28 protein-coding genes are annotated in these 23129 nt (G+C 65.8%); 17 read left to right on the forward strand and 11 right to left on the reverse strand.

Going from position 1 to position 23129, the window contains the following annotated elements; translation table 11 throughout:
- Positions 1 to 19: 19 nt before the first annotated feature.
- The 8 genes from O6X71_RS16640 to O6X71_RS16675 all read left to right on the forward strand — a co-directional run bounded on the left by O6X71_RS16640 (position 20) and on the right by O6X71_RS16675 (position 6199).
- A complete protein-coding gene (locus O6X71_RS16640) occupies positions 20 to 919 on the forward strand; it encodes a heme o synthase (protein WP_353466862.1) in 900 nt (299 codons plus the stop codon).
- Positions 916 to 1053 (forward strand): hypothetical protein, encoded by a 138-nt coding sequence (locus O6X71_RS16645; protein WP_165895280.1) that lies wholly within the window; start codon positions 916 to 918, stop codon positions 1051 to 1053. The genes O6X71_RS16640 and O6X71_RS16645 overlap by 4 nt, the downstream gene beginning before the upstream one ends.
- Complete coding sequence (locus O6X71_RS16650; protein ID WP_353466865.1) at positions 1053 to 1604, forward strand: cytochrome c oxidase assembly protein; 552 nt, start codon at positions 1053 to 1055, stop codon at positions 1602 to 1604. The genes O6X71_RS16645 and O6X71_RS16650 overlap by 1 nt, the downstream gene beginning before the upstream one ends.
- Before the next feature lie 30 nt (positions 1605 to 1634).
- Positions 1635 to 2561 carry a cytochrome c oxidase subunit 3 gene (locus tag O6X71_RS16655; RefSeq protein ID WP_353466867.1) on the forward strand — a complete coding sequence of 309 codons (927 nt, stop codon included), beginning with the start codon at positions 1635 to 1637 and terminating at the stop codon, positions 2559 to 2561.
- A 258-nt stretch (positions 2562 to 2819) separates the two neighbouring features.
- The gene (locus tag O6X71_RS16660; protein WP_107964468.1) at positions 2820 to 3203 is read left to right on the forward strand and encodes a DUF983 domain-containing protein; all 384 of its coding nucleotides are present in this window, start codon (positions 2820 to 2822) and stop codon (positions 3201 to 3203) included.
- Positions 3200 to 3802, forward strand: coding sequence for an SURF1 family cytochrome oxidase biogenesis protein (locus tag O6X71_RS16665; RefSeq protein ID WP_353466868.1), 603 nt, complete (start codon positions 3200 to 3202; stop codon positions 3800 to 3802). The genes O6X71_RS16660 and O6X71_RS16665 overlap by 4 nt, the downstream gene beginning before the upstream one ends.
- A gap of 130 nt (positions 3803 to 3932) precedes the next feature.
- Positions 3933 to 5333 carry a threonine synthase gene (gene thrC, locus O6X71_RS16670; RefSeq protein ID WP_353466869.1) on the forward strand — a complete coding sequence of 467 codons (1401 nt, stop codon included), beginning with the start codon at positions 3933 to 3935 and terminating at the stop codon, positions 5331 to 5333.
- Positions 5330 to 6199: a class I SAM-dependent methyltransferase gene (locus O6X71_RS16675; RefSeq protein ID WP_353466870.1), complete on the forward strand. Its 870-nt coding sequence runs from the start codon at positions 5330 to 5332 to the stop codon at positions 6197 to 6199. Before thrC ends, O6X71_RS16675 begins: the two co-directional genes overlap by 4 nt.
- A gap of 321 nt (positions 6200 to 6520) precedes the next feature.
- Here O6X71_RS16675 and O6X71_RS16680 read toward each other — a convergent pair whose 3' ends face one another.
- The 3 genes from O6X71_RS16680 to rpsD form a co-directional block, all read right to left on the reverse strand.
- Positions 6521 to 7492, reverse strand: a complete 972-nt coding sequence (locus O6X71_RS16680; protein ID WP_353466871.1) for an agmatine deiminase family protein — start codon at positions 7490 to 7492, stop codon at positions 6521 to 6523.
- On the reverse strand, positions 7493 to 9124 hold the full coding sequence (locus O6X71_RS16685; protein WP_353466872.1) for a M28 family peptidase: 1632 nt from the start codon (positions 9122 to 9124) through the stop codon (positions 7493 to 7495). It abuts the gene before it with no gap.
- Between the two features lie 130 nt (positions 9125 to 9254).
- On the reverse strand, positions 9255 to 9869 hold the full coding sequence (rpsD, locus tag O6X71_RS16690) for a 30S ribosomal protein S4 (RefSeq protein WP_121886315.1): 615 nt from the start codon (positions 9867 to 9869) through the stop codon (positions 9255 to 9257).
- A gap of 191 nt (positions 9870 to 10060) precedes the next feature.
- On the opposite strand from rpsD, the gene O6X71_RS16695 reads away from it, so the two are divergent.
- Positions 10061 to 10360, forward strand: a complete 300-nt coding sequence (locus O6X71_RS16695; RefSeq protein ID WP_353466873.1) for a chorismate mutase — start codon at positions 10061 to 10063, stop codon at positions 10358 to 10360.
- Here the strand turns inward: O6X71_RS16695 and O6X71_RS16700 are convergent.
- The 5 genes from O6X71_RS16700 to rpiB form a co-directional block, all read right to left on the reverse strand.
- Positions 10357 to 11481, reverse strand: a complete 1125-nt coding sequence (locus O6X71_RS16700; RefSeq protein WP_353466875.1) for a TrmH family RNA methyltransferase — start codon at positions 11479 to 11481, stop codon at positions 10357 to 10359. The genes O6X71_RS16695 and O6X71_RS16700 overlap by 4 nt on opposite strands.
- 234 nt (positions 11482 to 11715) lie before the next feature.
- Complete coding sequence (nrdR, locus tag O6X71_RS16705; protein ID WP_353466876.1) at positions 11716 to 12180, reverse strand: transcriptional regulator NrdR; 465 nt, start codon at positions 12178 to 12180, stop codon at positions 11716 to 11718.
- The gene (locus O6X71_RS16710) at positions 12181 to 12360 is read right to left on the reverse strand and encodes a hypothetical protein (protein ID WP_056053298.1); all 180 of its coding nucleotides are present in this window, start codon (positions 12358 to 12360) and stop codon (positions 12181 to 12183) included. It abuts the gene before it with no gap.
- A gap of 5 nt (positions 12361 to 12365) precedes the next feature.
- Positions 12366 to 13688 carry a serine hydroxymethyltransferase gene (locus O6X71_RS16715; protein WP_353466877.1) on the reverse strand — a complete coding sequence of 441 codons (1323 nt, stop codon included), beginning with the start codon at positions 13686 to 13688 and terminating at the stop codon, positions 12366 to 12368.
- On the reverse strand, positions 13685 to 14119 hold the full coding sequence (gene rpiB, locus O6X71_RS16720; RefSeq protein ID WP_353466878.1) for a ribose 5-phosphate isomerase B: 435 nt from the start codon (positions 14117 to 14119) through the stop codon (positions 13685 to 13687). Before rpiB ends, O6X71_RS16715 begins: the two co-directional genes overlap by 4 nt.
- 146 nt (positions 14120 to 14265) lie before the next feature.
- Between rpiB and O6X71_RS16725 the strand changes: the two genes are divergently transcribed.
- The 5 genes from O6X71_RS16725 to O6X71_RS16745 are packed head-to-tail and all read left to right on the forward strand — an operon-like array spanning position 14266 to position 17056.
- Positions 14266 to 14688, forward strand: a complete 423-nt coding sequence (locus tag O6X71_RS16725) for a hypothetical protein (RefSeq protein ID WP_353466879.1) — start codon at positions 14266 to 14268, stop codon at positions 14686 to 14688.
- A gap of 10 nt (positions 14689 to 14698) precedes the next feature.
- Positions 14699 to 15268, forward strand: coding sequence for a sigma-70 family RNA polymerase sigma factor (locus tag O6X71_RS16730; RefSeq protein ID WP_353443280.1), 570 nt, complete (start codon positions 14699 to 14701; stop codon positions 15266 to 15268).
- Positions 15261 to 15983, forward strand: a complete 723-nt coding sequence (locus O6X71_RS16735) for an anti-sigma factor (RefSeq protein WP_353466880.1) — start codon at positions 15261 to 15263, stop codon at positions 15981 to 15983. Before O6X71_RS16730 ends, O6X71_RS16735 begins: the two co-directional genes overlap by 8 nt.
- A complete protein-coding gene (locus tag O6X71_RS16740; RefSeq protein WP_353466881.1) occupies positions 15983 to 16447 on the forward strand; it encodes a DUF3429 domain-containing protein in 465 nt (154 codons plus the stop codon). The genes O6X71_RS16735 and O6X71_RS16740 overlap by 1 nt, the downstream gene beginning before the upstream one ends.
- A 51-nt stretch (positions 16448 to 16498) precedes the next feature.
- A complete protein-coding gene (locus O6X71_RS16745; protein ID WP_353466882.1) occupies positions 16499 to 17056 on the forward strand; it encodes a Uma2 family endonuclease in 558 nt (185 codons plus the stop codon).
- A gap of 31 nt (positions 17057 to 17087) precedes the next feature.
- Here the strand turns inward: O6X71_RS16745 and hemA are convergent, their stop codons facing one another.
- Entirely contained in the window at positions 17088 to 18314 is a 1227-nt protein-coding gene (gene hemA, locus O6X71_RS16750; protein ID WP_353467023.1) for a 5-aminolevulinate synthase, read from the reverse strand.
- Between the two features lie 172 nt (positions 18315 to 18486).
- Positions 18487 to 19275 (reverse strand): glutamate racemase, encoded by a 789-nt coding sequence (gene murI, locus O6X71_RS16755; RefSeq protein ID WP_353466883.1) that lies wholly within the window; start codon positions 19273 to 19275, stop codon positions 18487 to 18489.
- 226 nt (positions 19276 to 19501) lie between these two features.
- On the opposite strand from murI, the gene plsY reads away from it, so the two are divergent.
- The 3 genes from plsY (at position 19502) to O6X71_RS16770 (ending at position 22253) form a co-directional block, all read left to right on the forward strand.
- A complete protein-coding gene (plsY, locus tag O6X71_RS16760) occupies positions 19502 to 20119 on the forward strand; it encodes a glycerol-3-phosphate 1-O-acyltransferase PlsY (protein ID WP_353466884.1) in 618 nt (205 codons plus the stop codon).
- Entirely contained in the window at positions 20112 to 21203 is a 1092-nt protein-coding gene (gene dprA, locus O6X71_RS16765; RefSeq protein ID WP_353466885.1) for a DNA-processing protein DprA, read from the forward strand. The genes plsY and dprA overlap by 8 nt, the downstream gene beginning before the upstream one ends.
- Positions 21204 to 21707: 504 nt before the next feature.
- Positions 21708 to 22253 carry a GNAT family N-acetyltransferase gene (locus tag O6X71_RS16770; protein WP_353466886.1) on the forward strand — a complete coding sequence of 182 codons (546 nt, stop codon included), beginning with the start codon at positions 21708 to 21710 and terminating at the stop codon, positions 22251 to 22253.
- Between the two features lie 57 nt (positions 22254 to 22310).
- On the opposite strand, the gene O6X71_RS16775 is transcribed toward O6X71_RS16770, so the two are convergent.
- Positions 22311 to 23102: a DUF72 domain-containing protein gene (locus O6X71_RS16775; RefSeq protein WP_353466887.1), complete on the reverse strand. Its 792-nt coding sequence runs from the start codon at positions 23100 to 23102 to the stop codon at positions 22311 to 22313.
- Positions 23103 to 23129 lie beyond the last annotated feature (27 nt).

The raw sequence follows: 23129 nt of genomic DNA on the forward strand, positions 1-23129 counted from the left end.
CGTATAGCGTACCCGAACCATGACTCCCGCCACCCCCCTCCTGCCACCGGCGCATTGGCGCGATTTCCTTGCGCTGACCAAGCCGCGCGTGATGACGCTCGTCGTCTTCACTGGCCTTTGCGGCATGCTCGCCGCCCCCGTGGGCGTGCACCCGGTGATCGGCTTCACCGCGATCCTCTGCATCGCTCTCGGCGCGGGCGCGGCGGGTGCGCTCAACCAATGGTACGAGTCGGACATCGACGCGGTCATGCGCCGCACGCAGAAACGCCCGCTCCCCGATGGTCGGATGGAACGCCAGGCCGCCCTCCATTTCGGCGTAGGCTTAGGCGCGTTCTCGGTCCTGTTCATGGGATTTGCGGTCAACGCGGTCGCCGCGGCGATCCTGACCGTCTCAATCCTGTTCTACGTCCTTGTCTACACGGTCTGGCTAAAACGCCGCACGCCCCAGAACATCGTCATCGGCGGCGCCGCGGGTGCGTTCCCGCCACTGATCGGCTGGGCCGCGGCGACCGGCGACATCGCGCTGCTGCCCGTCCTGCTGTTCCTGTTCGTGTTCCTGTGGACGCCGCCGCATTTCTGGGCGCTCGCGCTGTTCATGAAGAGCGATTACGCCGCCGCGGGCGTGCCGATGCTCCCCGTCGTGTCGGGCGAGCGGACGACGCGGACGCAGATCGGGCTCTACACGATCCCGATGGCGGCGGTCGCGATCCTGCCCTGGCCGCTCGGGTTGACGGGTGCGATCTACGGCGTCGCGGCCGTCCTGCTGACCGGCTGGTTCGCGTTGCTCGCCGTCCGCGTCGCGAAGCGCACCACGCATGTCGACGATGCGATGAAACCGGAGAAGGCCTTGTTCAAATACTCGATCCTGTATCTGTTCGTGATGTTCGGCGCGCTGGTCGTCGACCGGTGGTTCGCATGAGCATCCCCGATCCCGACCTGATCCGCAGTCGCCAACGCGGTCGCGCCCGCGTCATGGCGCTCCTGCTGGGTGCATTCGTAATCCTCGTCTTCGCGATCTCGATCGCCAAGATCCGCGCAGGCATGCCTCACTGATGGCCGGCTGGAAGGCCATGTCGCGCACCAACCGTACCGCGGCGCTCGCGGTGCTCTTCATCTGCTTCATGACCGGGCTCGCCTGGGCCAGCGTCCCGCTCTACCGGCTGTTCTGCGCCGCGACCGGCCTCAATGGCACCACCAACCGCGGGCTGGCCGCCCCCGGCGCGGTCAACCATCAGATCACGGTCGACTTCGACACGAACGTCAGCCCCAAGCTGCCGTGGAAGTTCTTGCCCGAGAATCGCTCCGACACGATCGACGTCGGCGCGCGCGACATGGCGTTCTTCACCGCTACGAACACCTCGGACAAGCCGCTCACCGGCACCGCGACGTTCAACGTCCAGCCCGCGCAGGCCGGCAAGTATTTCACCAAGATCCAGTGCTTCTGCTTCACGCAGCAAACGCTGAAACCCGGCGAGACCGCGCGGATGCCGGTGATCTTCTTCGTCGATCCGAAGATCCTGACGGACCCGGATGCGGCCGATATCCAGACGATCACGCTGAGCTACACGTTTTACCCGGTGGATTCTGCCAAAACAGCCAGCTAGAACGCTGCCAAAGAACATAGGGGAGTACCGATGGCCGGCGCCAAGAACCATGATTACCACATCCTGCCGCCGAGCATCTGGCCGCTGGTCGGCTCGTTCTCGGCGCTGATCATGGCGGTCGGCGGCATCATGTGGATGCACGGCGGTCATATCGACAAGCCAAACGGCGGCGGCTGGATCTTCTTCATCGGCCTGACCGGGCTGCTCTTCACCTTCTACAGCTGGTGGGCGCAGGTCATCAAGGAAGCGCATGCCGGCGATCACACGCCGGTCGTCCAGCTCCATTTCCGCTACGGCATGATCCTGTTCATCGCCTCCGAAGTGATGTTCTTCGTCGGCTGGTTCTGGGCGTTCTTCGACTTCTCGCTGTTCCCGACCGCGATGACCTATGCCGACGGCAGCGTCACGCGTGCGGTCGAAGGCGGTGCGGCGATCGTCGCGCAGTGGCCGCCCAAGGGCCTGACGGTGATCAACCCGTTCGAACTGCCGCTGCTCAACACGCTGATCCTGCTGACGTCGGGCACTACGGTGACCTGGGCCCACCATGCGCTGATCCACAACCAGCGCGGCGGCGAGAAGACCGGCGCCTGGGGCCTGATCGGCGTCGGCAACCGCGACGGCGTGCTCAAGGGCCTGTGGCTGACGGTAATCCTCGGCGCGCTGTTCAGCTCGATCCAGGCTTATGAATACGTCCACGCGCCGTTCCCGTTCAAGGGCATCAACTACGGCGCCTCGTTCTTCATGGCGACCGGCTTCCACGGCTTCCACGTCCTGATCGGCACGATTTTCCTGATCGTCTGCCTGGTCCGCGCGTACCGCGGCGACTTCACCCCGCGCCAGCATTTCGGCTTCGAGGCGGCGGCGTGGTACTGGCACTTCGTCGACGTCGTGTGGCTGTTCCTGTTCGTCACCGTCTACGTCTGGGGCGGCTGGGGTGCCCCCGTCCACGGGGGTTGAGGGTTACTACTTACCACCCCGGCGAAGGCCGGGGCCCAATTGGTGAGGTTGCGGTAACGAAGCGCGGTCCTCCGTTGGCAACGTCCCCCAATTGGGCCCCGGCCTCCGCCGGGGTGGTGGCGAATGGCACAGCACTGATTCAAGCCTATTCCCTCCCCTTGTTCTCCCGCGAAGGCGGGAGCCCAGTCTGGATCCCCGCCTTCGCGGGGAAACAAGCTTCTGGCGTACCCGGATTTTACGGGCGGGAAAGCTGACCCCATGACCGAAGATCCCTACCCGCTCGCCAACGCCCCCACGATCGCCCAGGTCGCGCTCAAAGGCCTGTGCCCCCGCTGCGGCAAGCCCACGCTCTTCGCCAAATGGTCCAACTTCGCCGACCGTTGCCCGAACTGCGGGCTCGACTTCAGCAAGTTTAACGTCGGCGACGGCCCCGCCGCCTTCCTGACCCTGATCCTCGGCGCGCTCGTCGTAGCGCTCGCGATCACGCTCGAACTCAAGGTCCACCCGCCACTCTGGCTCCACATGCTGATCTGGATCCCCTTCACCGCCGGCGGAGTTGTCCTCTCGCTCCGAGCAGCCAAGGGCGCGCTCATGTCCGCCGAATACCGCAACGCAGCCCGCGAAGGCCGAATCGACCCGTGACCCGACGCATTCCGATAATCCCGACAATCCTCGTCACGCTCGCGATCGCGGCGATGATCGGCCTCGGCCTGTGGCAACTCCTCGACCGCCTCCCGAAAAAGGAAGCGTTCCTCGCGCAGCTCGCCGCCAATCCCGCCAAGCCGCCAATGGCGTTCCCGCGCTTCCCCGACGAAGCGCTGCTCTTCCGTCGCGCCTCGGGCCTCTGCCTCCAGCCGACCGCCATCAAGCTCGCCGGCGCCGGCAAGTCCGGTTTCCGCGCGATCGCCGAATGCAAGACGGGCGCAGAAGGCCCCGGCATGATCGTCCAGCTCGGCACGACACGCGACCCGATGGCCAAGGTCGCCTGGGCAGGCGGCGAAGTCTCCGGCTTCATCAGCCACGCCCCCGACGGCCGTTCGCTGATCGGATCGCTGTTCGATCACACGCCGCAACGCCTGATGCTGGTCGCGGACACGCCGCAGGCGGGGCTCAACCCCAACGGTAAACCTGACATCGCCTCGGTCCCGAACAACCACCTCGCTTACGCCGGCCAATGGTTCTTCTTCGCTGCCATCGCCGCGATCATCTACACCCTCGCGCTCCGCCGACGCCCTCGCTAGCCGTTCTCCTGCGAACGCAGGAGTCCAGGGTACCGCGCGCATTGCTCCGTAACCCTGGATTCCTGCGTTCGCAGGAAAACGGAAAGCGCGTAGCTTGTTCCCTTCCGCTCAGCCCGCTAACCGACGGAACATGCGTTACATCAGCACCCGCGGCTCGGCGCCGATCCTCGATTTCGAAGCGGCAACGCTCGCCGGCCTCGCCTCCGATGGCGGTCTCTACCTCCCCGACGCGTGGCCGACGATGACTCGCGACGAGATCGCCGCACTCGCGGGCCTGTCGTACGTCGACACCGCGGTCGCCGTGATGGCCCCGTTCGTCGGCGACGCGATGACGCGCGAGGAACTGAAGGCGCTCTGCGAACAAGCCTATAGCCGATTCTCGCACGCCGCAGTCGTCCCGCTCGTGCAGCTCGACCACGACCAGTGGCTGCTCGAACTCTTCCACGGCCCGACGCTCGCGTTCAAGGACGTCGCGCTCCAGCTGCTTGGCCTCTTCTTCGAGCGCTTCCTCGCCGGCACGGACAAGCGCCTGACGATCGTCGGCGCGACCAGTGGCGACACCGGCTCGGCGGCGATCGACGCGGTCGCGGGGCGCGAGGGCATCGACATCTTCATGCTCCACCCGGTCGGCCGCATCTCCGACGTGCAGCGCCGCCAGATGACCTCGGTGCTCAGCCCCAACGTCTACAACATCGCGATCGAAGGCAGCTTCGACGACGCGCAGGCACTCGTGAAGGCGATGTTCAACGACCGCGCCTTCTCGACCAAGTTCGCGCTGTCCGCGGTCAATTCGATCAACTGGGCCCGCCTGATGGCGCAGGTGGTGTATTTCTTCTACGCCGCCGTCCGCCTCGGCGCGCCCGATCGCGAAGTCGCGTTCGCGGTCCCGACCGGCAATTTCGGCGACGTGTTCGCCGGCTATGTCGCGGCGAAGATGGGCCTCCCAGTCGCCAAGCTGGTGGTCGCGACCAACGTCAACGACATCCTCCATCGCGCGCTCAGCACCGGCGATTATTCAAAGGGCGGTGTCCAGCAGACCCCGACCCCGTCGATGGATATCCAGGTGAGCTCGAACTTCGAACGCCTGTTGTTCGACCTCGGCGACCGCGATGGCGCAGCGCTCGCCGCCCAGATGGCCGGCTTCGAATCCTCCGGGGCCATGCGCCTGACCAACGCACAGTCACAGGGCGCCTCCGCCCTCTTCCAGAGCGAGCGCATCGACCTCGACGACATGACACTGGCGATGCGCTGGGCGCACGAGCACGCCGGCCAAGTGATCGACCCGCACACCGCGATCGGCCTCGCGGCTGCGCTGCGTACCGAAGTTCCGGCGGGCGTCCCCGTCGTGACGCTCGCCACCGCGCACCCCGCCAAGTTCGGCGACGCGGTCGAGCGCGCGACCGGCGTCCGTCCCTCGCTTCCCACCCGCGTCGGCGACCTGTTCGACCGCGAGGAACGCTACGCCACGCTGCCCGCGACGTTCGAAGCGATCACCGCCTACATCACCGAGCGCGCGAAGCCGTCGGCATGAAATTGCATACCCTCATCGGCGAACCCTGGGCGGATTACGGCCTGATCGACTCCGGCCACGGCAAGAAGCTCGAACGCTACGGCCGCTTCCGCTTCATCCGCCCCGAGCCGCAGGCGATGTGGGCCCCCGCCTCGACCGACTGGCAGGCGCAGGGCGAATTCGTCCCCGGCTCCGACGAAGACGGCGGCGGCCGCTGGGAATTCTCCGAGCCCGTCCCCCGCGAAGGCTGGACGCTCAAGTGGAACGAGGTGTCGTACACCGCGCAGACCACCCCGTTCCGCCATCTCGGCTTCTTCCCCGACATGGCGCCGGTGTGGAACTGGATGCGCGAGCGCGTCGCCGGGCTCGACTCGCCCGAATGCATGAACCTGTTCGGCTATACCGGCGTCGGCACGCTGGCGATGGCGACCAAGGGCGTCCGCATGGTCCACGTTGATGCGTCGAAGAAGTCGGTCGAGGCGGCCAAGGCCAACGCGAAATTGTCGGGCATGGCCGATGCGCCGATCCGCTGGATGACGGATGATGCGGCGAAGTTCGTCGCGCGTGAGGTGCGGCGGGGGCGGCGGTATGATGGAATCCTGCTCGATCCGCCGAAATACGGGCGCGGTCCCGAGGGCGAGGTCTGGCGCCTAGAGGAAGACTTGCCAAAGCTGATCGCCGATTGCCGGAAGCTGCTCGACGAGAACTCGCGCTTCCTGTTCCTGACGGTCTACGCGGTCCGGATGTCTGCGCTAGCGATCGGCGAGTTGCTGAACCAGGTGTTCGCGGATCTGCCTGGCAAGGTCGAAGTCGGCGAACTCGGCGTCCGCGAAGAAGCGCGCGGCCTGGTATTGCCGACGGCAATCTGGGCCCGCTGGAGCCGCTGAACTCGCCCTCATAGTACCACCCCGGCGAAGGCCGGGGCCCAATTGGAAAGGTTGGAGTAACGAAGGACGGTCTTCCGTTAGCTACGTCCCTCAATTGGCCCCCGGCCTTCGCCGGGGTGGTGGTTAGTTCAGGGGACCAGGCAAACACGACAACTCCCATACCGTTCGTGCCGAGTAGAGACCGCGTAGCCGGCTTGGGCGTATCGAGGGCTCGTATCGAGGTGCAGGTTCCGCGCGCCAACCTGTCCTTCGATACGCCGTCTCGATACGCTCCTTGCGGAGCTACTCGACAGCTACTCAGGACGAACGGCTGTAGGGGACCTACCCCGGGATCTGCTGCGAGATGCAGTGGAAGCTTCCGCCCCCGGTCAGGATATGATCCGCGCGCTGGCCGACGACCTCGCGGTCCGGGAACAGCGCCTGGATCGCTGCCACCGCCGCGGCGTCGTTCTCGGCGCCGTACAGCGGCACCACCACCGCGGCATTGCCGATGTAGAAGTTCATGTAGCTGGCCGGCACGACCTCCTCGTCGCGCAGCACGCGGCCCGGTGACGGGATCGTCACGACCTCCAGCCCGGCCGCCTCGGCATCCCGCGCGGCGTTCTGGTACACCTGCCAGTTCGGATCGTTGTCGGTCGCCTTTGGGATCGCCACGCGCCCCTTGCCGACGAACCGCGCGAGATTGTCGACATGGCCGTCGGTGTGATCGTTGACCAGCCCGTCGCCCAGCCACACCACGCGAGTGTAACCGAGATCGGACGCCAGCCGCGTCTCGATCTCCGCCTTGCTCAGCGACGGATTGCGGTTGCGGTTGAGCAGGCACTGCTGCGTCGTGACGACCGTCCCGGTGCCATCGCCATCGATTGCGCCGCCTTCGAGCACCCAGTCGCACGCCTCGACCCGCTTGTGCCGGCTTTCCGCCAGCCGCTGGCCGATCGTGTCGTCGCCGGGCAGGTCGTACTTCCCGCCCCAGCCGTTGAACCGGAAGTCCCGCGCGCTACCGTCGCCGACGATGATCGGCGCGGTATCGCGCAACCAGATGTCGCCGAACGACTCGACCACCACGTCCGCGAACGGGGCAAGACGCTTCGCCGTCGTCGCCGAACCGACATCGGCGGCTACCAGAATCACCGTCTCGCCCTTGCCATCCGCATGCACAGCCTTGGCAAACGCGACGACCTCGTCCCGCGCGGGCTCGAGATCCTCAAGCCACAGGTCCGCATGGCTCGGAAAGCCGATCCAGACGGCCTTGTGGTGCGCCCATTCGGCGGGGGTAGAGACGGTCGTGGTCACTTACTTGGCTCCTGCGCGATCGCGGTCACGGATGCCGCGGAATTCGGCGGTCTTATACCAGTTCGGCCACAGACTGGTATCGTCCGCGAGTTTCCGCCCGAGCCCGTAATAGATCGTAAGGTCCTCGACCGCGCCCGACCAGTCCCACTTCGCGTCATATTCGTCCGCCGGCTTGTGATAGCGATGCGCGACATAATCCTCGCGCGCCGCATGTCCCGCAGCCGTCCCACCGACGACAAGGTCCTCGCCGCTGCCGCCATCAAGCATCGGTACGCCCAGCTTGGCGAAACTGAAGTGATCCGACCGGTAATAGCCGCCGCGCTCCGGGTTCGCCTCGACACCGATCACCCGGCCCTCGGCAGCGACGAACGGCTTCACCAGATCCTCGATCTCGGATTTCCCCGCACCGGTCAGCACGAAGTCCTTCGCGCGGCCATCGACGTTCAGCACGTCCATGTTTACGCCGCCGACGGTGTGCGCGAGCGGATAGATCGGATGCTCGGCATAATAGCGCGACCCGAGCAGCCCGGACTCTTCCGCCGTCACCGCCAGGAACGCGATCGAGCGCTTGGCCGGCCCCGCCTTCACCTGAGCCTCCGCCAACGCCACTAGCCCGGCGACCCCACTCGCATTGTCCGCAGCGCCGTTGCAGATGTCGTCGCCATCGACCGCGTCGCACCGCCCGAGATGATCCCAATGCGCGGAGTACATCACATAATCATTGGGGGCCGCCGTCCCCGGCAGCACGCCGATGACGTTCTTCGACGCCTGCCGCTTGATCGTGTTGTCGAACCCACCGCCGAACTTCAGCCCGAGCGGTACCGCCTTGAACCCCTTCACCTTCGCCGCCGCCGCCAGCGTCGCGTAATCCTTGCCCGCGCTCGCGAACACGCGCTCCGCCGCCGGCTTCTGCATCCAGCCGACGATCTGCGACTGGTCGAGATGATCGCCCTTCTCGTCCAACTCGAGCTGCGGCCCGGTCCACGACGACTGCACCACCGCCCACGGATATGCCGCCGGCTCGGTATCATGGACGATGATCGCCGCCGCAGCACCGTGCTTCGCCGCATTCTCGAACTTGTACGGCCAGCGCCCGTACCACGTCATCGCGCGCCCCTCGAAAGGCCCCTCGCGCGACATCGTCTGCCAGTCGGCGTCGTTGATGAGGATGACCACGGTCTTCCCCTTCACGTCGGTGCCGGCATAATCGTCCCAGCCCTTTTCGGGTGCGGTGATGCCGTAGCCCACGAACACGACATCGCTGTTCGCCACCGCGGACTTGGGCGCCAAGCGGTACGTCCCCGCAACCATGTCGGTGCGGTACGCGAGGCTGACGGGCGCCTTGCCGCCGGTGAAGATGAACGGTGCGACGTTGCCCGCGGTAATCTCGACCATCGGGACGTCCTGCGTCCACGACCCCTTGTTGCCGGGCTTCAACCCCGCCGCCTTCATCCGCTCGACGATATACGCGACCGTCTTAGCCTCCGCAGGCGTAGTCGGCGCGCGGCCCTCGTAGGCGTCCGACGACAGCACCTGCGTAACGGTCTTCAACGTCTCGACCGAAATCGCGGGAGAAGTCTGCGCGGACGCAGCGGTCCCGAGCAGCAGGAGAGGCAGGATGGCAGCGCGCATGGTCATATCCCCGTTTGGTTGCGCGCGTTCTGGCAAAGCCGGGCGCGCATGTCCACGAAGCGACACGGGGCAACGAAAAAGGGCGGCCCCGCAGGACCGCCCTTTTCCTCGTATCGATCGTACCGAAAGATCAGCGCGAGTAGAACTCGACGACCAGGTTCGGTTCCATCTTCACCGGGTAAGGCACTTCGTCGAGCGTCGGGACGCGCGTGAAGGTGACCTTGGCGGCGCCGTCGGGCGCGACATAGTCGGGGATCTCACGCTCGGCGAGGCTCTGTGCTTCCATGACCAGCGCCATTTCCTGCGCCTTGGTGCCCAGCGTGATCTCGTCGCCGACGAAGCAGCGACGCGAGGCGATGTTGCACTTCACGCCGTTGACGCGGATGTGGCCGTGCGAAACGATCTGGCGGGCCGCGAAGATCGTCGGTGCGAACTTGGCGCGGTAGACGATCATGTCGAGGCGCTGCTCGAGCAGGCCGATCAGGTTCTGCGAGGTATCGCCCTTCAGACGCGCAGCCTCGTGGTAGCACGCACGGAACTGCTTCTCGGTCACGTCGCCGTAATAGCCCTTGAGCTTCTGCTTGGCGCGCAGCTGGATACCGAAATCGCTGACCTTGCCCTTGCGGCGCTGGCCGTGCTGGCCCGGGCCGTATTCGCGCTTGTTGACGGGCGACTTGGGACGACCCCAGATGTTCTCGCCCATACGGCGATCGAGTTTGTACTTCGCGCTTTGACGCTTCGACATAGTAAGTCCTTGGCAAATGCTAACAACGTTGGTCCCGGTATCGCTCTGCTGGCTGTACGAGACGGATGTCCCGACAGGGCAGGGCCACCGCTTCACCGGGGTGCAGGGCCATTGCGAAGGCGGGCGCCTAGACGGGGGGCGGTCCAGAGTCAAGCTGGACAGGCCGGATGGGGCTCGGCAAGAGACGGCGCATGACCATTCTCCCCGGCCCAGATTGCACCACCATGACCGACGTCCGCGCAGGCGTCGACGCGCTCGACCGCGACTTGGTCGCTCTCCTCGCCAAGCGGTTCGCGTACATGGACGCCGCCGCGCGGATCAAGCCCGAGCGTGGGCATGTGCGGGACGAGGATCGGAAGACACAGGTGATCGACAATGCGCGGGCCGAGGCGGTGAGACTGGGCGTTCCGGAGGCCGTGATCGCGGATCTGTGGGAACGCCTGGTCGAAGCCTCGATCGCCTACGAACTCGCCGCCTTCGACCGGCGCTAGGCTCGCGGCCTCTTCCCCGCCAGCGACGACAACACCCCGCGGAGGGTCCTGATCTCCTGGCTCGACCAGCCCGGTTTCGTCAGCAGCGTGCGCAGAGTCCGCCGCGTCGACTGCATCTTGTCGGGCAGGTGGAAGAACCCCGCCCCCATCAGCATCGCATCGAGCTGCCCGATCATCCCGTCGAGCTCCTCCTGCGGCGCAGGCGGCATGATCGGGTTGATTGACGGCTGCGACAGCTCGCGCTCGGCGGTGAGCCCCTTCGACCATTCATACGCGACCAGGATCACGGCCTGGGCGAGATTGAGCGAGCCGAACTCCGGATTGATCGGCACCGTAATGATCGTCCGCGCGACCGCTACGTCGTCAGTTTCGAGGCCGGAGCGTTCTGGCCCGAACAGGATCGCGGATCGGCCGGGGGCGGCGTGGATCTCGGTCGCGGCCTGTTCCGGGGTGATGACGGGCTTGGTCACGCCGCGCTTGCGGACGGTGGTGGCGAAGACCTGCGCGCAGTCGGCGGTGGCGGCGGCGACGCTGTCGTAGACCTTGGCGTTCTGGAGCACGATGTCGGCACCGCTGGCGGCGGGACCGGCGGAGGGGTTGGGCCAGCCGTCTCTGGGGGAGACGAGGCGCATTTCGGTGAGCCCGAAGTTGAGCATCGCGCGCGCCGCCTTGCCGATGTTCTCGCCGAGTTGGGGACGGACGAGGACGATGACGGGGGGTGGGGTCGAGACACCGACCGTCGCTTCCTTGCCCATACCAGCCTGCTCGCCCTCCCCATTCCGTTCGTCCCGAGTAGAGGTCGAGCTTGTCGAGACCTCGTATCGAGGGACTGGTTCGGAATGCTCAGGCTTCCTCGCCGCCGCCGAGACCGCCGCCCAATCGTCGCGGAACAGCGCTTCCTTCTTCTTCCGCGACCAGTCCTTCACCTGGAACTCCGCCGCGAGCGCTTCCTGCCACGAAGAAAATTCCTGGCTCCACATCAGCGTCACTGGCCGCCGGGTTTGCGTATACCCCGGGATTTCGCCAAGATTGTGCTGGCCGATCCTTCGCTCGAGATCGTCGGTATGTCCGGTGTAATAACTGTCGTCGGCGCAACGCACCACATAAGCCCAGAATGTCATGGGTGCGGCTTATCCCTCGATACGCCGTCTCGACAAGCTCGACGTCTACTCGGGACGAACGGGAGGGGGGGTGACGGGCCTTATTTTATAATGGGTATGAGGGCACGAATGCGCCGATGAGGATGGGGCCTCACGCCGATCCACTGTCGCTCATCCACTCCCCTACCCCGTTCGTCCCAAGTAGCGAGCGAGCGAAGTCGAGAGCGCGTATCGAAGGACAAATAAGGGAGCGCATCACTCCGCCCGCCCAACCTCCTCCACACTGCCGGCAAAAGCCTCGAAGTCCTTGGCCTCGCTAAAATCCCGATAAACACTCGCAAACCGGATATACGCGACCGAATCGAGCCCCTTGAGCCCATCCATCACCATCTCGCCGATCCGCTTCGACGTCACGTCGTTCTCGCCCAGCGTCTCCAGCCGCCGCTGGATCCCACTCACCAGCTTCTCGATCCGCCCCGCCTCGATCGCCCGCTTCCTGGTCGCGATAGACAGCGACCTGAGTAGCTTCTCCCGCTCGAACGGCTCCCTGCGCCCCTCACTCTTCAACACGAACAGCTCGCGCAACTGAATCCGCTCGAACGTCGTGAAACGCGCGGCGCACCCTTCGCACTGGCGCCGGCGTCGGATCGCCGCCCCGTCTTCGGTGGGGCGGCTGTCCTTTACCTGGCTGTCTTCATGTCCGCAGAAGGGGCAGCGCATTCAGACCTTCTTCTTGCCCTTGTAGTAGGCGTAGCCCGCGCCTGCGAGTGCGCCGAAGATCGGGCCGATCACCGGCACCGGGATCGCCACGACTGCGCCGAGCGCGCTCCACTTGGCCATGCTCTTGCCGAGGCCGGGGGTCGCCTTGATGTCGTTCTGGACGTCGTCGAACTTCGACATGCTGTTTATCCTTGATAGATCGGAAAGCGCGCGCAGAGTGCACGAACACGCGTCCGAACGTCCGCCTCGACTTCCGGGTCCCCATGCTCGCCCTTTTTCGCGAGGCCGTCCAGCACGTCGGCGACCATGTTGCCGATCTCGCGGAATTCCGCCGGACCGAAGCCACGCGTCGTGCCCGCGGGCGAACCGACGCGGATGCCGCTCGTCTTGACCGGCGGCAGCGGATCGTTGGGGATGCCGTTCTTGTTGCAGGTGATCCCCGCACGCTCCAGCGCCTCGTCCGCATCGCGGCCGGTGATGCCCAGCGGCGTGAGGTCGATCAGCGCGAGATGCGTGTCGGTGCCGCCCGAAACGACGTCCGAGCCACGCTCCTTGAGCGTCGCCGCCAGCACCTTCGCGTTCTCGACCACTGCGGCGATGTAGCTCTTGAAGTCGGGCTGGAGCGCCTCGCCGAACGCGACCGCCTTCGCCGCGATCACGTGCATCAGCGGCCCGCCCTGCAGGCCCGGAAACACCGCCGAGTTGATCTTCTTGGCCAGCGCCTCGTCGTTGGTCATGATCATGCCACCGCGCGGGCCCCGCAGCGTCTTGTGCGTAGTAGTGGTCACGACATGCGCGTGACCGAACGGCGTCGGGTGCAGGCCCGCTGCGACGATCCCGGCGAAATGCGCCATGTCGACCATGAAATACGCGCCGACCTTGTCCGCGATCGCGCGGAAGCGCGCGAAGTCGATGACGCGTGGGTAGGCCGAGCCGCCCGCGATGATCAGTTTCGGCTGGTGCTCGACCGCCAGCGCCTCGACCTGGTCGTAGTCGATCAGGTGCGTGGTCGCATCGACGCCGTACTGAACCGCGTTGAACCACTTGCCCGACATCGCCGGCTTGGCGCCATGCGTCAGGTGACCGCCCGCATCCAGGCTCATCCCGAGGATCGTGTCGCCGGGCTTGACCAGCGCGAGCATCACCGCGCCGTTCGCCTGCGCGCCCGAATGCGGCTGCACATTGACGAACCCGCAGCCGAAGATCTGCTTGGCGCGCTCGATCGCCAGCGTCTCGACCGTGTCCGACGGTGCGCAGCCCTGGTAATAGCGCTTGCCCGGATAGCCCTCGGCGTATTTGTTCGTGAACACCGAGCCCTGCGCCTCGAGCACCGCCTTCGAGACGATGTTCTCCGACGCGATCAGCTCGATCTGCGTCTGCTCGCGTTCCAGTTCGGCGGCCACGCCGGCGAATACGGCAGCGTCCGCATCGGCCAGGCCGCGCGTAAAGAAGCCGTCGGGCTGGACGTCGTGGAGTTCGCGCTGGAGGGCTTCGGGCTGAGTGCTCATGCGGGGACCTTTAACTTGTCGACACGGAGTTGATGACGGCCGCCAGCGAAATCGGCGGACAGGAAAGCTTCGACGCACGCCTTGGCCATTTCCTCGCCGATCAGGCGGGCGCCCATCGCGATAGCGTTGGCGTCGTTGTGGATGCGCGCAAGGCTCGCCGACAGCGGTTCGGACACGAGCGCGCAGCGGCAGGCGGGATTGCGATTGGCAGCGATCGAAATACCGATCCCGGAGCCGCACAGCGCGATACCGCGCTCGGCTCGACCGTCGGCGATCGCAGACGCGAGCTTGAACCCGTAATCGGGATAATCGACGCTGGCGGTGCCCTCGGGCCCGAGATCGAGTACGTCATGCCCCGCCTCGCGCAGCCATGTTGCGAGCACCGCTTTTAACGAAACGGCGGCGTGATCGGACGCGATGGCGATGCGCACCTGGCGTATTCCTGTGACGGGAGATCGGGTGCCCAGCCCCCTACCCCCCCAAGCCGGAATTTGCCACACCTGTTCGCGGGCGCTTTCGTCAGGATGACGCGTTAAGGTCGGGAATTACGTCGAACGAGACCGTGAAGGAGACATTCATGAAGGCCCTCACCCTGCTTGCCGCCGCCGCGCTGACCGCCTGCTCCGGCCCCGCCCCCGATACCAGCAGCGACGGCAACATGACCTCCGCCGGATCGGTCGAGCGCAAGGTCGCTGCCCCAAAGCCCAGAGCGCCCGACTACACCGGCCGCTGGATCGGCGTAGAAGGCATGGTTCTCGACGTCGCCCAAGCCGCGGCACCTGGTCACTACGCGCTCACCATGCAGTGGGACCTCGACAACAAGGGCAATTTCGACGGCACCGCGGCCGGCGACACGATATCGTTCGATCGCAAAGGCATCCGCGAAACCCTGCGCCCGACCAACGGCGACGCGACCGGGCTCAAATATCTCGCCGGCAAAACCGACTGCCTCACCGTAAAGCCCGGCGAAGGCTATTGCCGCGACGGACTTAGCCGCTAGGTTCCCGAGCGTGACTATCGCACATGCCAACGCCGACGCCGCCCGCGCGCACCTCTCAGAAGTGCTCCTGCGCACCGGGCAAGAGGACCGCGACGCGTTTCGCGAACTCTATACGCTGACCAGCGCGAAGCTTTTCGGGATCACCCACCGTATCTGTGGCAACGCCCAAGCCGCGGAGGATGTGCTGCACGAGGTCTATCTCACGATCTGGAAACGCGCCGGTGCCTGGGAACCCGGCCGCGCGAGCCCGATAACCTGGTTGGCGACGATCGCGCGCAACCGCGCCATCGACTGGCAGCGCGCGCAGGGCGTCCGCCGCACGAGCCCGCTCGACGACGCGCCCGACGTCGCCGATCCCGGCGAGGGTGCCGAGGCAGGGATGCTGGCTAGCGAGTCGTCGCGTGAACTGATCGAGTGCCTCGACGGTCTCGAACCGCAGCAGCGCGACGCGATCCGGACCGCGTTCTTCGACGGCATCACCTACGCCGAACTCGCGATCAAGCGCGCCGTGCCGCTGGGCACGATGAAGAGCTGGGTCCGCCGCGGCCTCGCCCGCCTGAAGGATTGCCTCGATGGTTGATCCGACCACCGACACCGGCGTGCCCGAGGACGTCGCCGCCGCCGAACTCGCACTCGGCCTGCTCGAAGGCGAGGAGCGCGGGGCAGCGCTGCGCCGCGTGCTCGCCGAACCCGGTTTCGCCGCCCAGGTCGAATGGTGGCGGTCGCGCTTGGCGGTCCTGTTCGACCTTTGGCCCGAACGCGCCGCGCCGCCGCATCTCGCCGCCCGGATCGAAGCCAGCCTCGACGGAACGCCAGCCCCCGCGCAAACGAGCCGCTTCGCATGGCCCGCGCTCGCCGCCGTCACGAGCGCGATCGCCGCTTCGCTGTTGCTGTTCGTCATGATCCGCCCGGAGCCGACCGTGCCCGTCTCGCAACCGATCGCCCCCTCAATACCGGCCGCGCGGCCGACTAGCGTGCTCGTCGCGATGCTCGGCGATGCGAAGTCGCCGGTTGCAGCAGTGTACGATCCCGCAAACGGCGCGCTCCGCGTCGCGGCCGGCCCCGGCGTTCCGGACGCGCGCGTCGCGCAGCTCTGGGTGATCGGCGGCGACGGCGTGCCGCATTCGCTCGGCCTGCTCTCGGGCCGTCCGACCTCGCTGGCACCCAAGGGCGTCGACCGCGGTCGCATAACCCCCGGCGCGACGCTAGCGATCTCGGTCGAGCCGCTCGGCGGCTCGCCGACCGGCCTGCCGACCGGCCCGGTCGTCGCTACCGGCGTGGTCGCGCGCGTCTGATGATCAAGCGACCTACCGCGACCGGCGGCATCCCGCCGATCGCGCGGCTGCTCGGGCTGAGCGGCCTCCTCCCGCAACTCGCGGCGGTCGCGCTGCTGCTGAGCGGCGATCCGCAAAGCCGGTTCTCCGCGCTGGCGATCGCGTACGCCTATGCCGCGATCATCCTGAGCTTCCTCGGCGGGCTCTGGTGGGGCTTGGCCGCACGTACCGACTCGCCGCCGCGCTGGCTGTGGTTCGCCAGCGTTGCGCCCTCGCTGGTCGCGCTGGTGACCGCCTGGCCCTGGATGGTCGGCCTGCGCTGGCCCGGCCCCTCGCTGGTCGTGCTCGGCATCAGCCTGATCGCCGCGCTGCTCGTCGACCGAGCCCTGGTCCGCGGCGGCATCGCCCCGCCGGGCTGGATGGCACTACGCATACCCCTGTCGCTCGGCCTGGGGGTCCTAACGATGCTAGCCGCCGCGCTTTAACGGTTTGCAGGGCGACTCGTCGGAGCGATGGATTCATGGTACAACTCGGCGATGAATAAATCCGCCGTTATTCTCCGCACCGATCAGCAGACCAGGGCGCGTTTTACGACCGCCGAGTTCCTGCGCATGGGTGAGACCGGCGCGTTCGACGACATCAAGGTCGAACTGGTCGATGGGGAACTCGAACGGATGAACCCACCTTTGACAGCACATGCTGCACGCCAGATGCAGATCGGCATCCGTCTTTCGCGCCTGTTACCCGAAGCTCGGATTATGGGGGAAATTGGCGTCGATCTCGGCAACGACACCGTGCTCGGCTGTGACGTTGCCGTATTGCGCGAACCAGCCGAGGGTAACCGCCTGCTGGCCGCTGACGCTTTCCTACTCGTCATTGAGGTCGCGGAAACGTCGGTCGCGCGCGATACCACGATGAAGCGCTTCGCCTATGCGCGCGGCGGCATTCCTCACTATTGGGTGGTCGATGGAAACCGGTCAGTGGTCCATGTCTACGCCAACCCCTTGGAAGGCGATTACACGCGGTTCCATTCGGTAGGTTTCGGGGAAACGCTAGACGTGCCGGGCACCGACGGCACGATCACGATCGACTGATCAGCGCTGCACCGCCTGGACGGGACCAACCTCAGGCCGCCTTGCGCAAGTCCAGCCGGCTCCAGATCTCCACCAGCGCATCGGTCAGTTCCCGCATCATCGCCTCGGTATGCGCCGGGCCCGGCGTGAACCGCAGTCGCTCGGTGCCGCGCGGCACGGTCGGATAGTTGATCGGCTGCACGTACACGCCGTATTCGGCGAGCAGCACGTCGCTGATCTTCTTCGCCTTGACCGGGTCGCCGACCATCAGCGGCACGATATGCGTATCGCCGATCATCACCGGCAGCCCCGCGTCCTTGAGCATCGCCTTCAGCATTGCCGCAGACGCCTGCTGCCCCTCGCGCTCGACGCTCGAGCTTTTCAGATGCCGCACGCTCGCGAGCACGCCAGCGACCAGCACCGGCGACAGCGACGTCGTAAAGATGAACCCCGGTGCATACGAACGGATCACGTCGACGATCGTCCGATCGGCGGCGATATAGCCCCCCATCACGCCGAACGCCTTGCCCAGCGTCCCCTCGAGGATCGTGATTCGGTGCGCGACCTCGTCCCGTTCCGAAATGCCGCCGCCGCGCGCGCCGTACATCCCGACCGCATGGACTTCGTCGCAATAGGTCAGCGCGTTGTACCGGTCGGCGAGGTCGCACACCGCGGAGATCGGCGCGATGTCGCCCTCCATCGAATACACGCTCTCGAACGCGATCAGCTTTGGGGCAGCCGGATCTTCGGCCGCGAGGAGCTCTTCGAGATGCGCGAGATCGTTGTGGCGGAACACGCGCTTTTCACAGCCTGAATTACGGATGCCCGCGATCATCGACGCGTGGTTCAGTTCGTCGGAAAAGATGATGCAGCCCGGCAGCACCTTCGCCAACGTCGCCAGCGTAGCCTCGTTCGAGACGTAGCCACTCGTGAACAGCAAAGCCGCTTCCTTGCCGTGCAGGTCGGCGAGTTCGCCTTCCAGATCGACATGATAATGCGTGTTGCCGCCGATGTTGCGCGTGCCGCCAGAGCCCGCGCCGACGTCGTGCAGCGCCTCTTCCATCGCCGCGATCACCTTCGGGTGCTGGCCCATCGCGAGATAGTCGTTCGAGCACCACACCGTGATCGGCTTGGGCCCGTTATGCCCGGCGAAACAGCGCGCGTTCGGAAAGGCACCCTTGTTGCGGAGAATGTCGATGAACACGCGGTAGCGCCCTTCGGCATGCAACCGGTCGATCGCCTGCGTGAACACGCGCGAATAATCGACTCGCGGACCCATTGCGGAGTCCGTTGCCGAGATGCCGTTGGTAATCATAGGCTTGGGCACTACGCCTCGCTTTCACTCGTTTCCAGCGCAATACCGCTCTTACGGTGATCGCTTTCCTCATCCTGGGTGCACATTGCCACGATGCGCCCGCGAAGCAAGGTGCCATAGTGTCCCAGGTTAACGCCTAAAGCTGCTCGATCCTGGCAAAGCCGCGCGCCGCCAACGCCGGTCCGAGCGCACGTTCGTCGCCGCCCAACCGGGTAAAGACGGCAACGCCCTCCCCCGCTCCCGACCATGATTCGCCCTGCATGAGATGCACGATCCGTCGCGCGATCCCAGGTCCGCCGTCGACGAAGCACACACCGGGCGCAGCGACCGCAAGCTCCGCCTCCACCAGTGGAAAATGCGTGCAGGCGTTGACGATCACGTCGATCGCGTCGCCACCGGGTTTCGAAAACAAGCCATCGAGCACCGCTGCATAGCGGTCCGGCGCGACGACTCGGCCGTGCAATTTCGCCTCGGCCATCTCGACCAGAGCCGCCGAGCCGTAGCGCAGCACCCTGCAATCCCCCGCAAACTTCGTCGCCAGATCATCGACATACGCCTGCCGCACCGTCGCCTCGGTCCCTAGCACGCCGATCGTCCGCGTTTTCGAAAGCAGCGCGGCGGGCTTGATCGCCGGCACCGTTCCGACCACCGGCAAGTCAAGCGCGGCGCGCACCACCGGCAGCGCGATCGTCGAGGCCGTATTGCATGCGATCACGATCAACCGCGGCCGATACCGCTCCGCCAACCGCCCCAGCAACGCCGGCACCCGCGCCGCAATCTCCGCCTCGCTCTTGGTCCCGTAGGGAAAGCCCGCCGAGTCGGCGGCGTAGACGAACGGTGCATCGGGTAGCGCCGCGCGCGCCGGACCGACGATCGACAACCCGCCGACGCCGGAATCGAAGAACAGGATGGGGCGCGTGTCCATACAGCGCTCTTAGGCCCTATCAGCCCACCTGAGCCAGACCTACCGTCATCCCCGCACACCTCGTCATCCTGACGAAAGTCAGGACCCAGAGCCACGAAAGTCGTCCCCTGTAATCCTGGGTCCTGACTTTCGTCAGGATGAGGGATGGTGTGAGGTCGATGCCCAGCGACGCCATTTGCCGTCAGCCCCGCGTGGCCTATAAGCCCCTCCAGAACGGGGGACATAGTTGCAGACGGAAATTCTCTGGGTCGCGCCCACGCTATCGCTTGTGCTGAGTTATCTGCTCGGCTCGATCCCGTTCGGCGTCATCCTGACGCGGCTCGGCGGCGCAGGCGATCTGCGGACGATCGGCTCGGGCAACATCGGCGCGACCAACGTCCTTCGCACCGGGCGGAAAGGCCTCGCCGCCGCCACGCTGCTGCTCGACATGGCCAAGGGTGCGGTCGCCGTGCTGCTGGTCGCACACCTGTTCCCCGGCAACGCACTGCTCGCGGCTGCCAGTGCGTTCATCGGCCATTGCTACCCCGTCTGGCTGAACTTCAAGGGCGGCAAGGGCGTCGCAACCCTCATGGGCATCGTCGTCGCACTCCATTGGCCGCTTGGGCTGGTCTACGCGGTAGTCTGGCTCGGCCTGCTCGCCGGCCTGCGCATCTCATCGGTCGCCGGCATGGCCGCAGCCCTCAGCGCGCCATTTGCCGCGGCCCTGTTCGGTCGCTTCGACTTGGTCCTGCTCCTCCTCGCGCTCGCGCTGATCGTCCTGTGGAAGCACCGCGAGAACGTCGATCGCCTGTTCTCAGGCACCGAGCCACGCATCGGCCGCTCCAAACGACCACCGGGTGACTGACACCACCGTCTCAAGACTTCGGCTCATCCGCACGACCGGGATCGGACCGGTCACCTATCGCCAACTCATCGCCCGCTTCGGCAGCGCGGACGCCGCCATCGAGGCGCTCCCCATGCTCGCCCAACGCGGCGGCGGACGCGCACCGAAGATCGCTGACTCCGCCCTGGCCGAACGCGAAATGGCCGCCACCGCCAAGCTCGGCGCACGCTACCTCTTCCTCGACGACCTCGACTATCCCCGCCTGCTCGCCGAGATCGAGACTGCACCCCCGGCGCTCATCCTGCGCGGCGACGTCGCCCACGCAGCGCGCGCCTGCATCGCCATGGTCGGCGCGCGCAATGCGTCCGCCGCCGCCTGCCGCTTCGCCCGCCAGCTCGCGCTGCAACTCGCCGAGGAAGGCACCACCATCGTCTCCGGCCTAGCCCGCGGCATCGATACAGCCGCCCACATCGGCGCGCTCGGAGGCGGATCGAGCGGCGCCACGATCGGCGTGATCGCCAGCGGCATCGACATCGCCTACCCGCCCGACAACACCGCGCTACAGGAACGCATCGCCACCGAAGGCCTCCTGCTCGCCGAACAGCCCCCCGGCACCGAACCCAAGGCGCGCAACTTCCCCTCGCGCAACCGCATCATCGCCGGCCTGGCAATCGGCACGGTGGTGGTCGAGGCCGTCCCCAAATCCGGCTCGCTCATCACCGCAAGGCTTGCGAACGAATCCGGCCGCGAAGTCATGGCCGTCCCCGGCAGCCCACTCGACCCCCGCGCCCAAGGCTGCAACCTCCTGATCCGCGAAGGCGCCACGCTGGTGCAGTCGGCCGCCGATATCCTCGAACAGATCCGCCCGTTCGACCCGCGCTCCGTCCGCGCCCCGATCGACGCTTACGCCGCTTCGCCTCCGGAAGACGCGAGCGACACCGACCGTCGCAGAATCGCCGACCTGCTCGGCCCCGTCCCTGTCACGATCGACGAACTTATCCGCCAGTCGCAGCTCGCCCCCGCCGTCGTCCACACCGTCCTGCTAGAACTCGAACTCGGCGGCCGCCTGGAACGTCATGCTGGCGGTCGGGTAAGCGCAGTCTGATCAAACTGCATCGGATACACTCGACGTAGTGGGATTAACGTCACAGTAGGTCTTCAGCGGGTTGTAGATGAACGGGTTCGAGCAGTCCGACGCCAGCTCAGGTCCAGTCCTCACTTCACGACGAACCTCGCGACGAAGACCGTCGTCGTTGCGATCCAACGCCGACAGGAAGACAGCGCGTTGGCCTGCCATAGTACAAAGGTTATCCTGCTTTATTTTAGAGATGGTGGCTGCTCTGACGGTACATTTCGTGTTCCGGCCTCTGGTTCCGACATCGAGCGTCACAAATGCAGCACCGGACTGGACGCCCGCTCCCGAAAAGACGCTTTTTGAAATCCAACGATCTAACGAAATCGGGACCGCCCCACCGGTATTGTTGCCTCCCAGACGCTCCGGGCAATTTCCCGGAACTCTTCGTGGCAAAGCAGCCATTGGTATGTGCGAACGGGCGCGGCGGTGTGTATCGACAAGGCCACGACGGCGTTTGCTGGAAGAAGGCTTCGAATGACAACTGGACTCTCGTGGAGGCTGGCTGAGCCGGCCGACGTACCTCACATCAACGCGCTGACCGCTCGATCAATCCGTGCACTCCATGCTGGAAGCTATGATCCTACGGTCATCGATGAAGCGATCCGTCATGCTTATGGGGTGGATTGGCAACTCGTCCGAGACGGAACGTATTTCGTTGCCGAGATCGCTGGAACGGTAGCGGGCGCCGGTGGCTGGAGTTATCGACATACCATAGCCGGCGCGCACGGCCCGGATGACCCCGCCGGCAAGCGCCTCGACCCGGCGCTTGATGCGGCGCGTGTACGAGCCTTCTATGTCGACCCCATACACGTGCGCAGGGGTGTAGGCGCCCTTTTGCTGAGGCTCAGCGAAGATGGCGCTCGGGCAGCCGGCTTTATGACAGCCGAGCTGACATCTACCATTCCTGCCGTGCCGTTTTATGCTGCTTTCGGATACTCTCCCGTGCGCGAATTCAACATGCGCCTTCCGAGCGGATCGACCCTTCGTTTGGAGCTGATGGACAAGCGCCTGGTTCCTTAGCTGAACGTAGCTAGGCGAACGGGCGGCCCGTTCTGACGTCGGCTGACGAACGGCCCGTCAAGACGAAACCCTGTCGATCAGCGCCATTGCCGCATGGGGTGCACGAACCTTCGCGCCGTTGATGAAGAACACGAACGTCTCTCTCGGCGTCTTCGTTGGTGCGGCGTCCTCGACATAGGGCAGACCGTCAGGCCGTCCGCCCGCGGCCCAGATCTTCGCCTTGTCCGCCCATGCGTCCAGCGCAATCGGCGCATAACCCGCGACGAAGCGCTCCTCGGCATCCTCCAGTCGCGCATAGACGAAGTCACCGGTCACGTCGGCGATCGCGGGGTATTCCGCCGACTGCGCGAAGACGATCGCGACGCCGGCATCGCGGCACATCGCGACGAACTCCGGCACCGCGAAACTCTCGTGACGGACTTGTATCGCATGGCGCAGCGCGAGCCCGTCCTGCTTGGCGGGCAACAGCTTGAGGAATGCGGCGAAATCGTCGGCGTCGAATTTCTTGGTAGCCATGAACTGCCACAGGATCGGTCCGAGCCGATCGCCGAGTTCGACGATCCCCTGCCCGGTGAACTTGGCGATCGACTCCCCCGCCTCGGCCAGCACCTTGCGGTTGGTGCAATAGCGCGACGCCTTGAGCGAAAAGACGAACCCGTCGGGCACCGCCTTCGCCCAGGATGCGAACGTCGCGGGCTTCTGGCTGCCGTAATAGGTGCCGTTGATCTCGATCGCGGTGACGTGCTCGGCGGCATAGTCGAGCTCGCGCTTCTGCGCCCATTTCTCCGGATAAAAGGTCCCGCGCCACGGCTCGTAGGTCCAGCCGCCAATACCGATTCTGATGGTCATGCGCGCGAGTGTAGCGCGCTGGAGAAG

The sequence above is a fragment of the Sphingomonas faeni genome (assembly GCF_040407505.1).
In the GTDB taxonomy this organism is placed as follows: Bacteria; Pseudomonadota; Alphaproteobacteria; order Sphingomonadales; family Sphingomonadaceae; genus Sphingomonas; species Sphingomonas faeni_E.

What these genes read in the sequence shown, in the direction of transcription:
- O6X71_RS16640 (WP_353466862.1), top strand. Translation starts at nt 20, where the DNA reads ATGACTCCCGCCACCCCCCTCCTGCCACCGGCGCATTGGCGCGATTTC.
- O6X71_RS16645 (WP_165895280.1), top strand. Translation starts at nt 916, where the DNA reads ATGAGCATCCCCGATCCCGACCTGATCCGCAGTCGCCAACGCGGTCGC.
- O6X71_RS16650 (WP_353466865.1), top strand. Translation starts at nt 1,053, where the DNA reads ATGGCCGGCTGGAAGGCCATGTCGCGCACCAACCGTACCGCGGCGCTC.
- O6X71_RS16655 (WP_353466867.1), top strand. Translation starts at nt 1,635, where the DNA reads ATGGCCGGCGCCAAGAACCATGATTACCACATCCTGCCGCCGAGCATC.
- O6X71_RS16660 (WP_107964468.1), top strand. Translation starts at nt 2,820, where the DNA reads ATGACCGAAGATCCCTACCCGCTCGCCAACGCCCCCACGATCGCCCAG.
- thrC (WP_353466869.1), top strand. Translation starts at nt 3,933, where the DNA reads ATGCGTTACATCAGCACCCGCGGCTCGGCGCCGATCCTCGATTTCGAA.
- O6X71_RS16675 (WP_353466870.1), top strand. Translation starts at nt 5,330, where the DNA reads ATGAAATTGCATACCCTCATCGGCGAACCCTGGGCGGATTACGGCCTG.
- O6X71_RS16685 (WP_353466872.1), bottom strand. Translation starts at nt 9,124, where the DNA reads ATGCGCGCTGCCATCCTGCCTCTCCTGCTGCTCGGGACCGCTGCGTCC.
- rpsD (WP_121886315.1), bottom strand. Translation starts at nt 9,869, where the DNA reads ATGTCGAAGCGTCAAAGCGCGAAGTACAAACTCGATCGCCGTATGGGC.
- O6X71_RS16695 (WP_353466873.1), top strand. Translation starts at nt 10,061, where the DNA reads ATGACCATTCTCCCCGGCCCAGATTGCACCACCATGACCGACGTCCGC.
- O6X71_RS16700 (WP_353466875.1), bottom strand. Translation starts at nt 11,481, where the DNA reads ATGACATTCTGGGCTTATGTGGTGCGTTGCGCCGACGACAGTTATTAC.
- nrdR (WP_353466876.1), bottom strand. Translation starts at nt 12,180, where the DNA reads ATGCGCTGCCCCTTCTGCGGACATGAAGACAGCCAGGTAAAGGACAGC.
- O6X71_RS16710 (WP_056053298.1), bottom strand. Translation starts at nt 12,360, where the DNA reads ATGTCGAAGTTCGACGACGTCCAGAACGACATCAAGGCGACCCCCGGC.
- O6X71_RS16715 (WP_353466877.1), bottom strand. Translation starts at nt 13,688, where the DNA reads ATGAGCACTCAGCCCGAAGCCCTCCAGCGCGAACTCCACGACGTCCAG.
- O6X71_RS16725 (WP_353466879.1), top strand. Translation starts at nt 14,266, where the DNA reads ATGAAGGCCCTCACCCTGCTTGCCGCCGCCGCGCTGACCGCCTGCTCC.
- O6X71_RS16735 (WP_353466880.1), top strand. Translation starts at nt 15,261, where the DNA reads ATGGTTGATCCGACCACCGACACCGGCGTGCCCGAGGACGTCGCCGCC.
- O6X71_RS16740 (WP_353466881.1), top strand. Translation starts at nt 15,983, where the DNA reads ATGATCAAGCGACCTACCGCGACCGGCGGCATCCCGCCGATCGCGCGG.
- O6X71_RS16745 (WP_353466882.1), top strand. Translation starts at nt 16,499, where the DNA reads ATGAATAAATCCGCCGTTATTCTCCGCACCGATCAGCAGACCAGGGCG.
- hemA (WP_353467023.1), bottom strand. Translation starts at nt 18,314, where the DNA reads ATGGGTCCGCGAGTCGATTATTCGCGCGTGTTCACGCAGGCGATCGAC.
- murI (WP_353466883.1), bottom strand. Translation starts at nt 19,275, where the DNA reads ATGGACACGCGCCCCATCCTGTTCTTCGATTCCGGCGTCGGCGGGTTG.
- O6X71_RS16770 (WP_353466886.1), top strand. Translation starts at nt 21,708, where the DNA reads ATGACAACTGGACTCTCGTGGAGGCTGGCTGAGCCGGCCGACGTACCT.
- O6X71_RS16775 (WP_353466887.1), bottom strand. Translation starts at nt 23,102, where the DNA reads ATGACCATCAGAATCGGTATTGGCGGCTGGACCTACGAGCCGTGGCGC.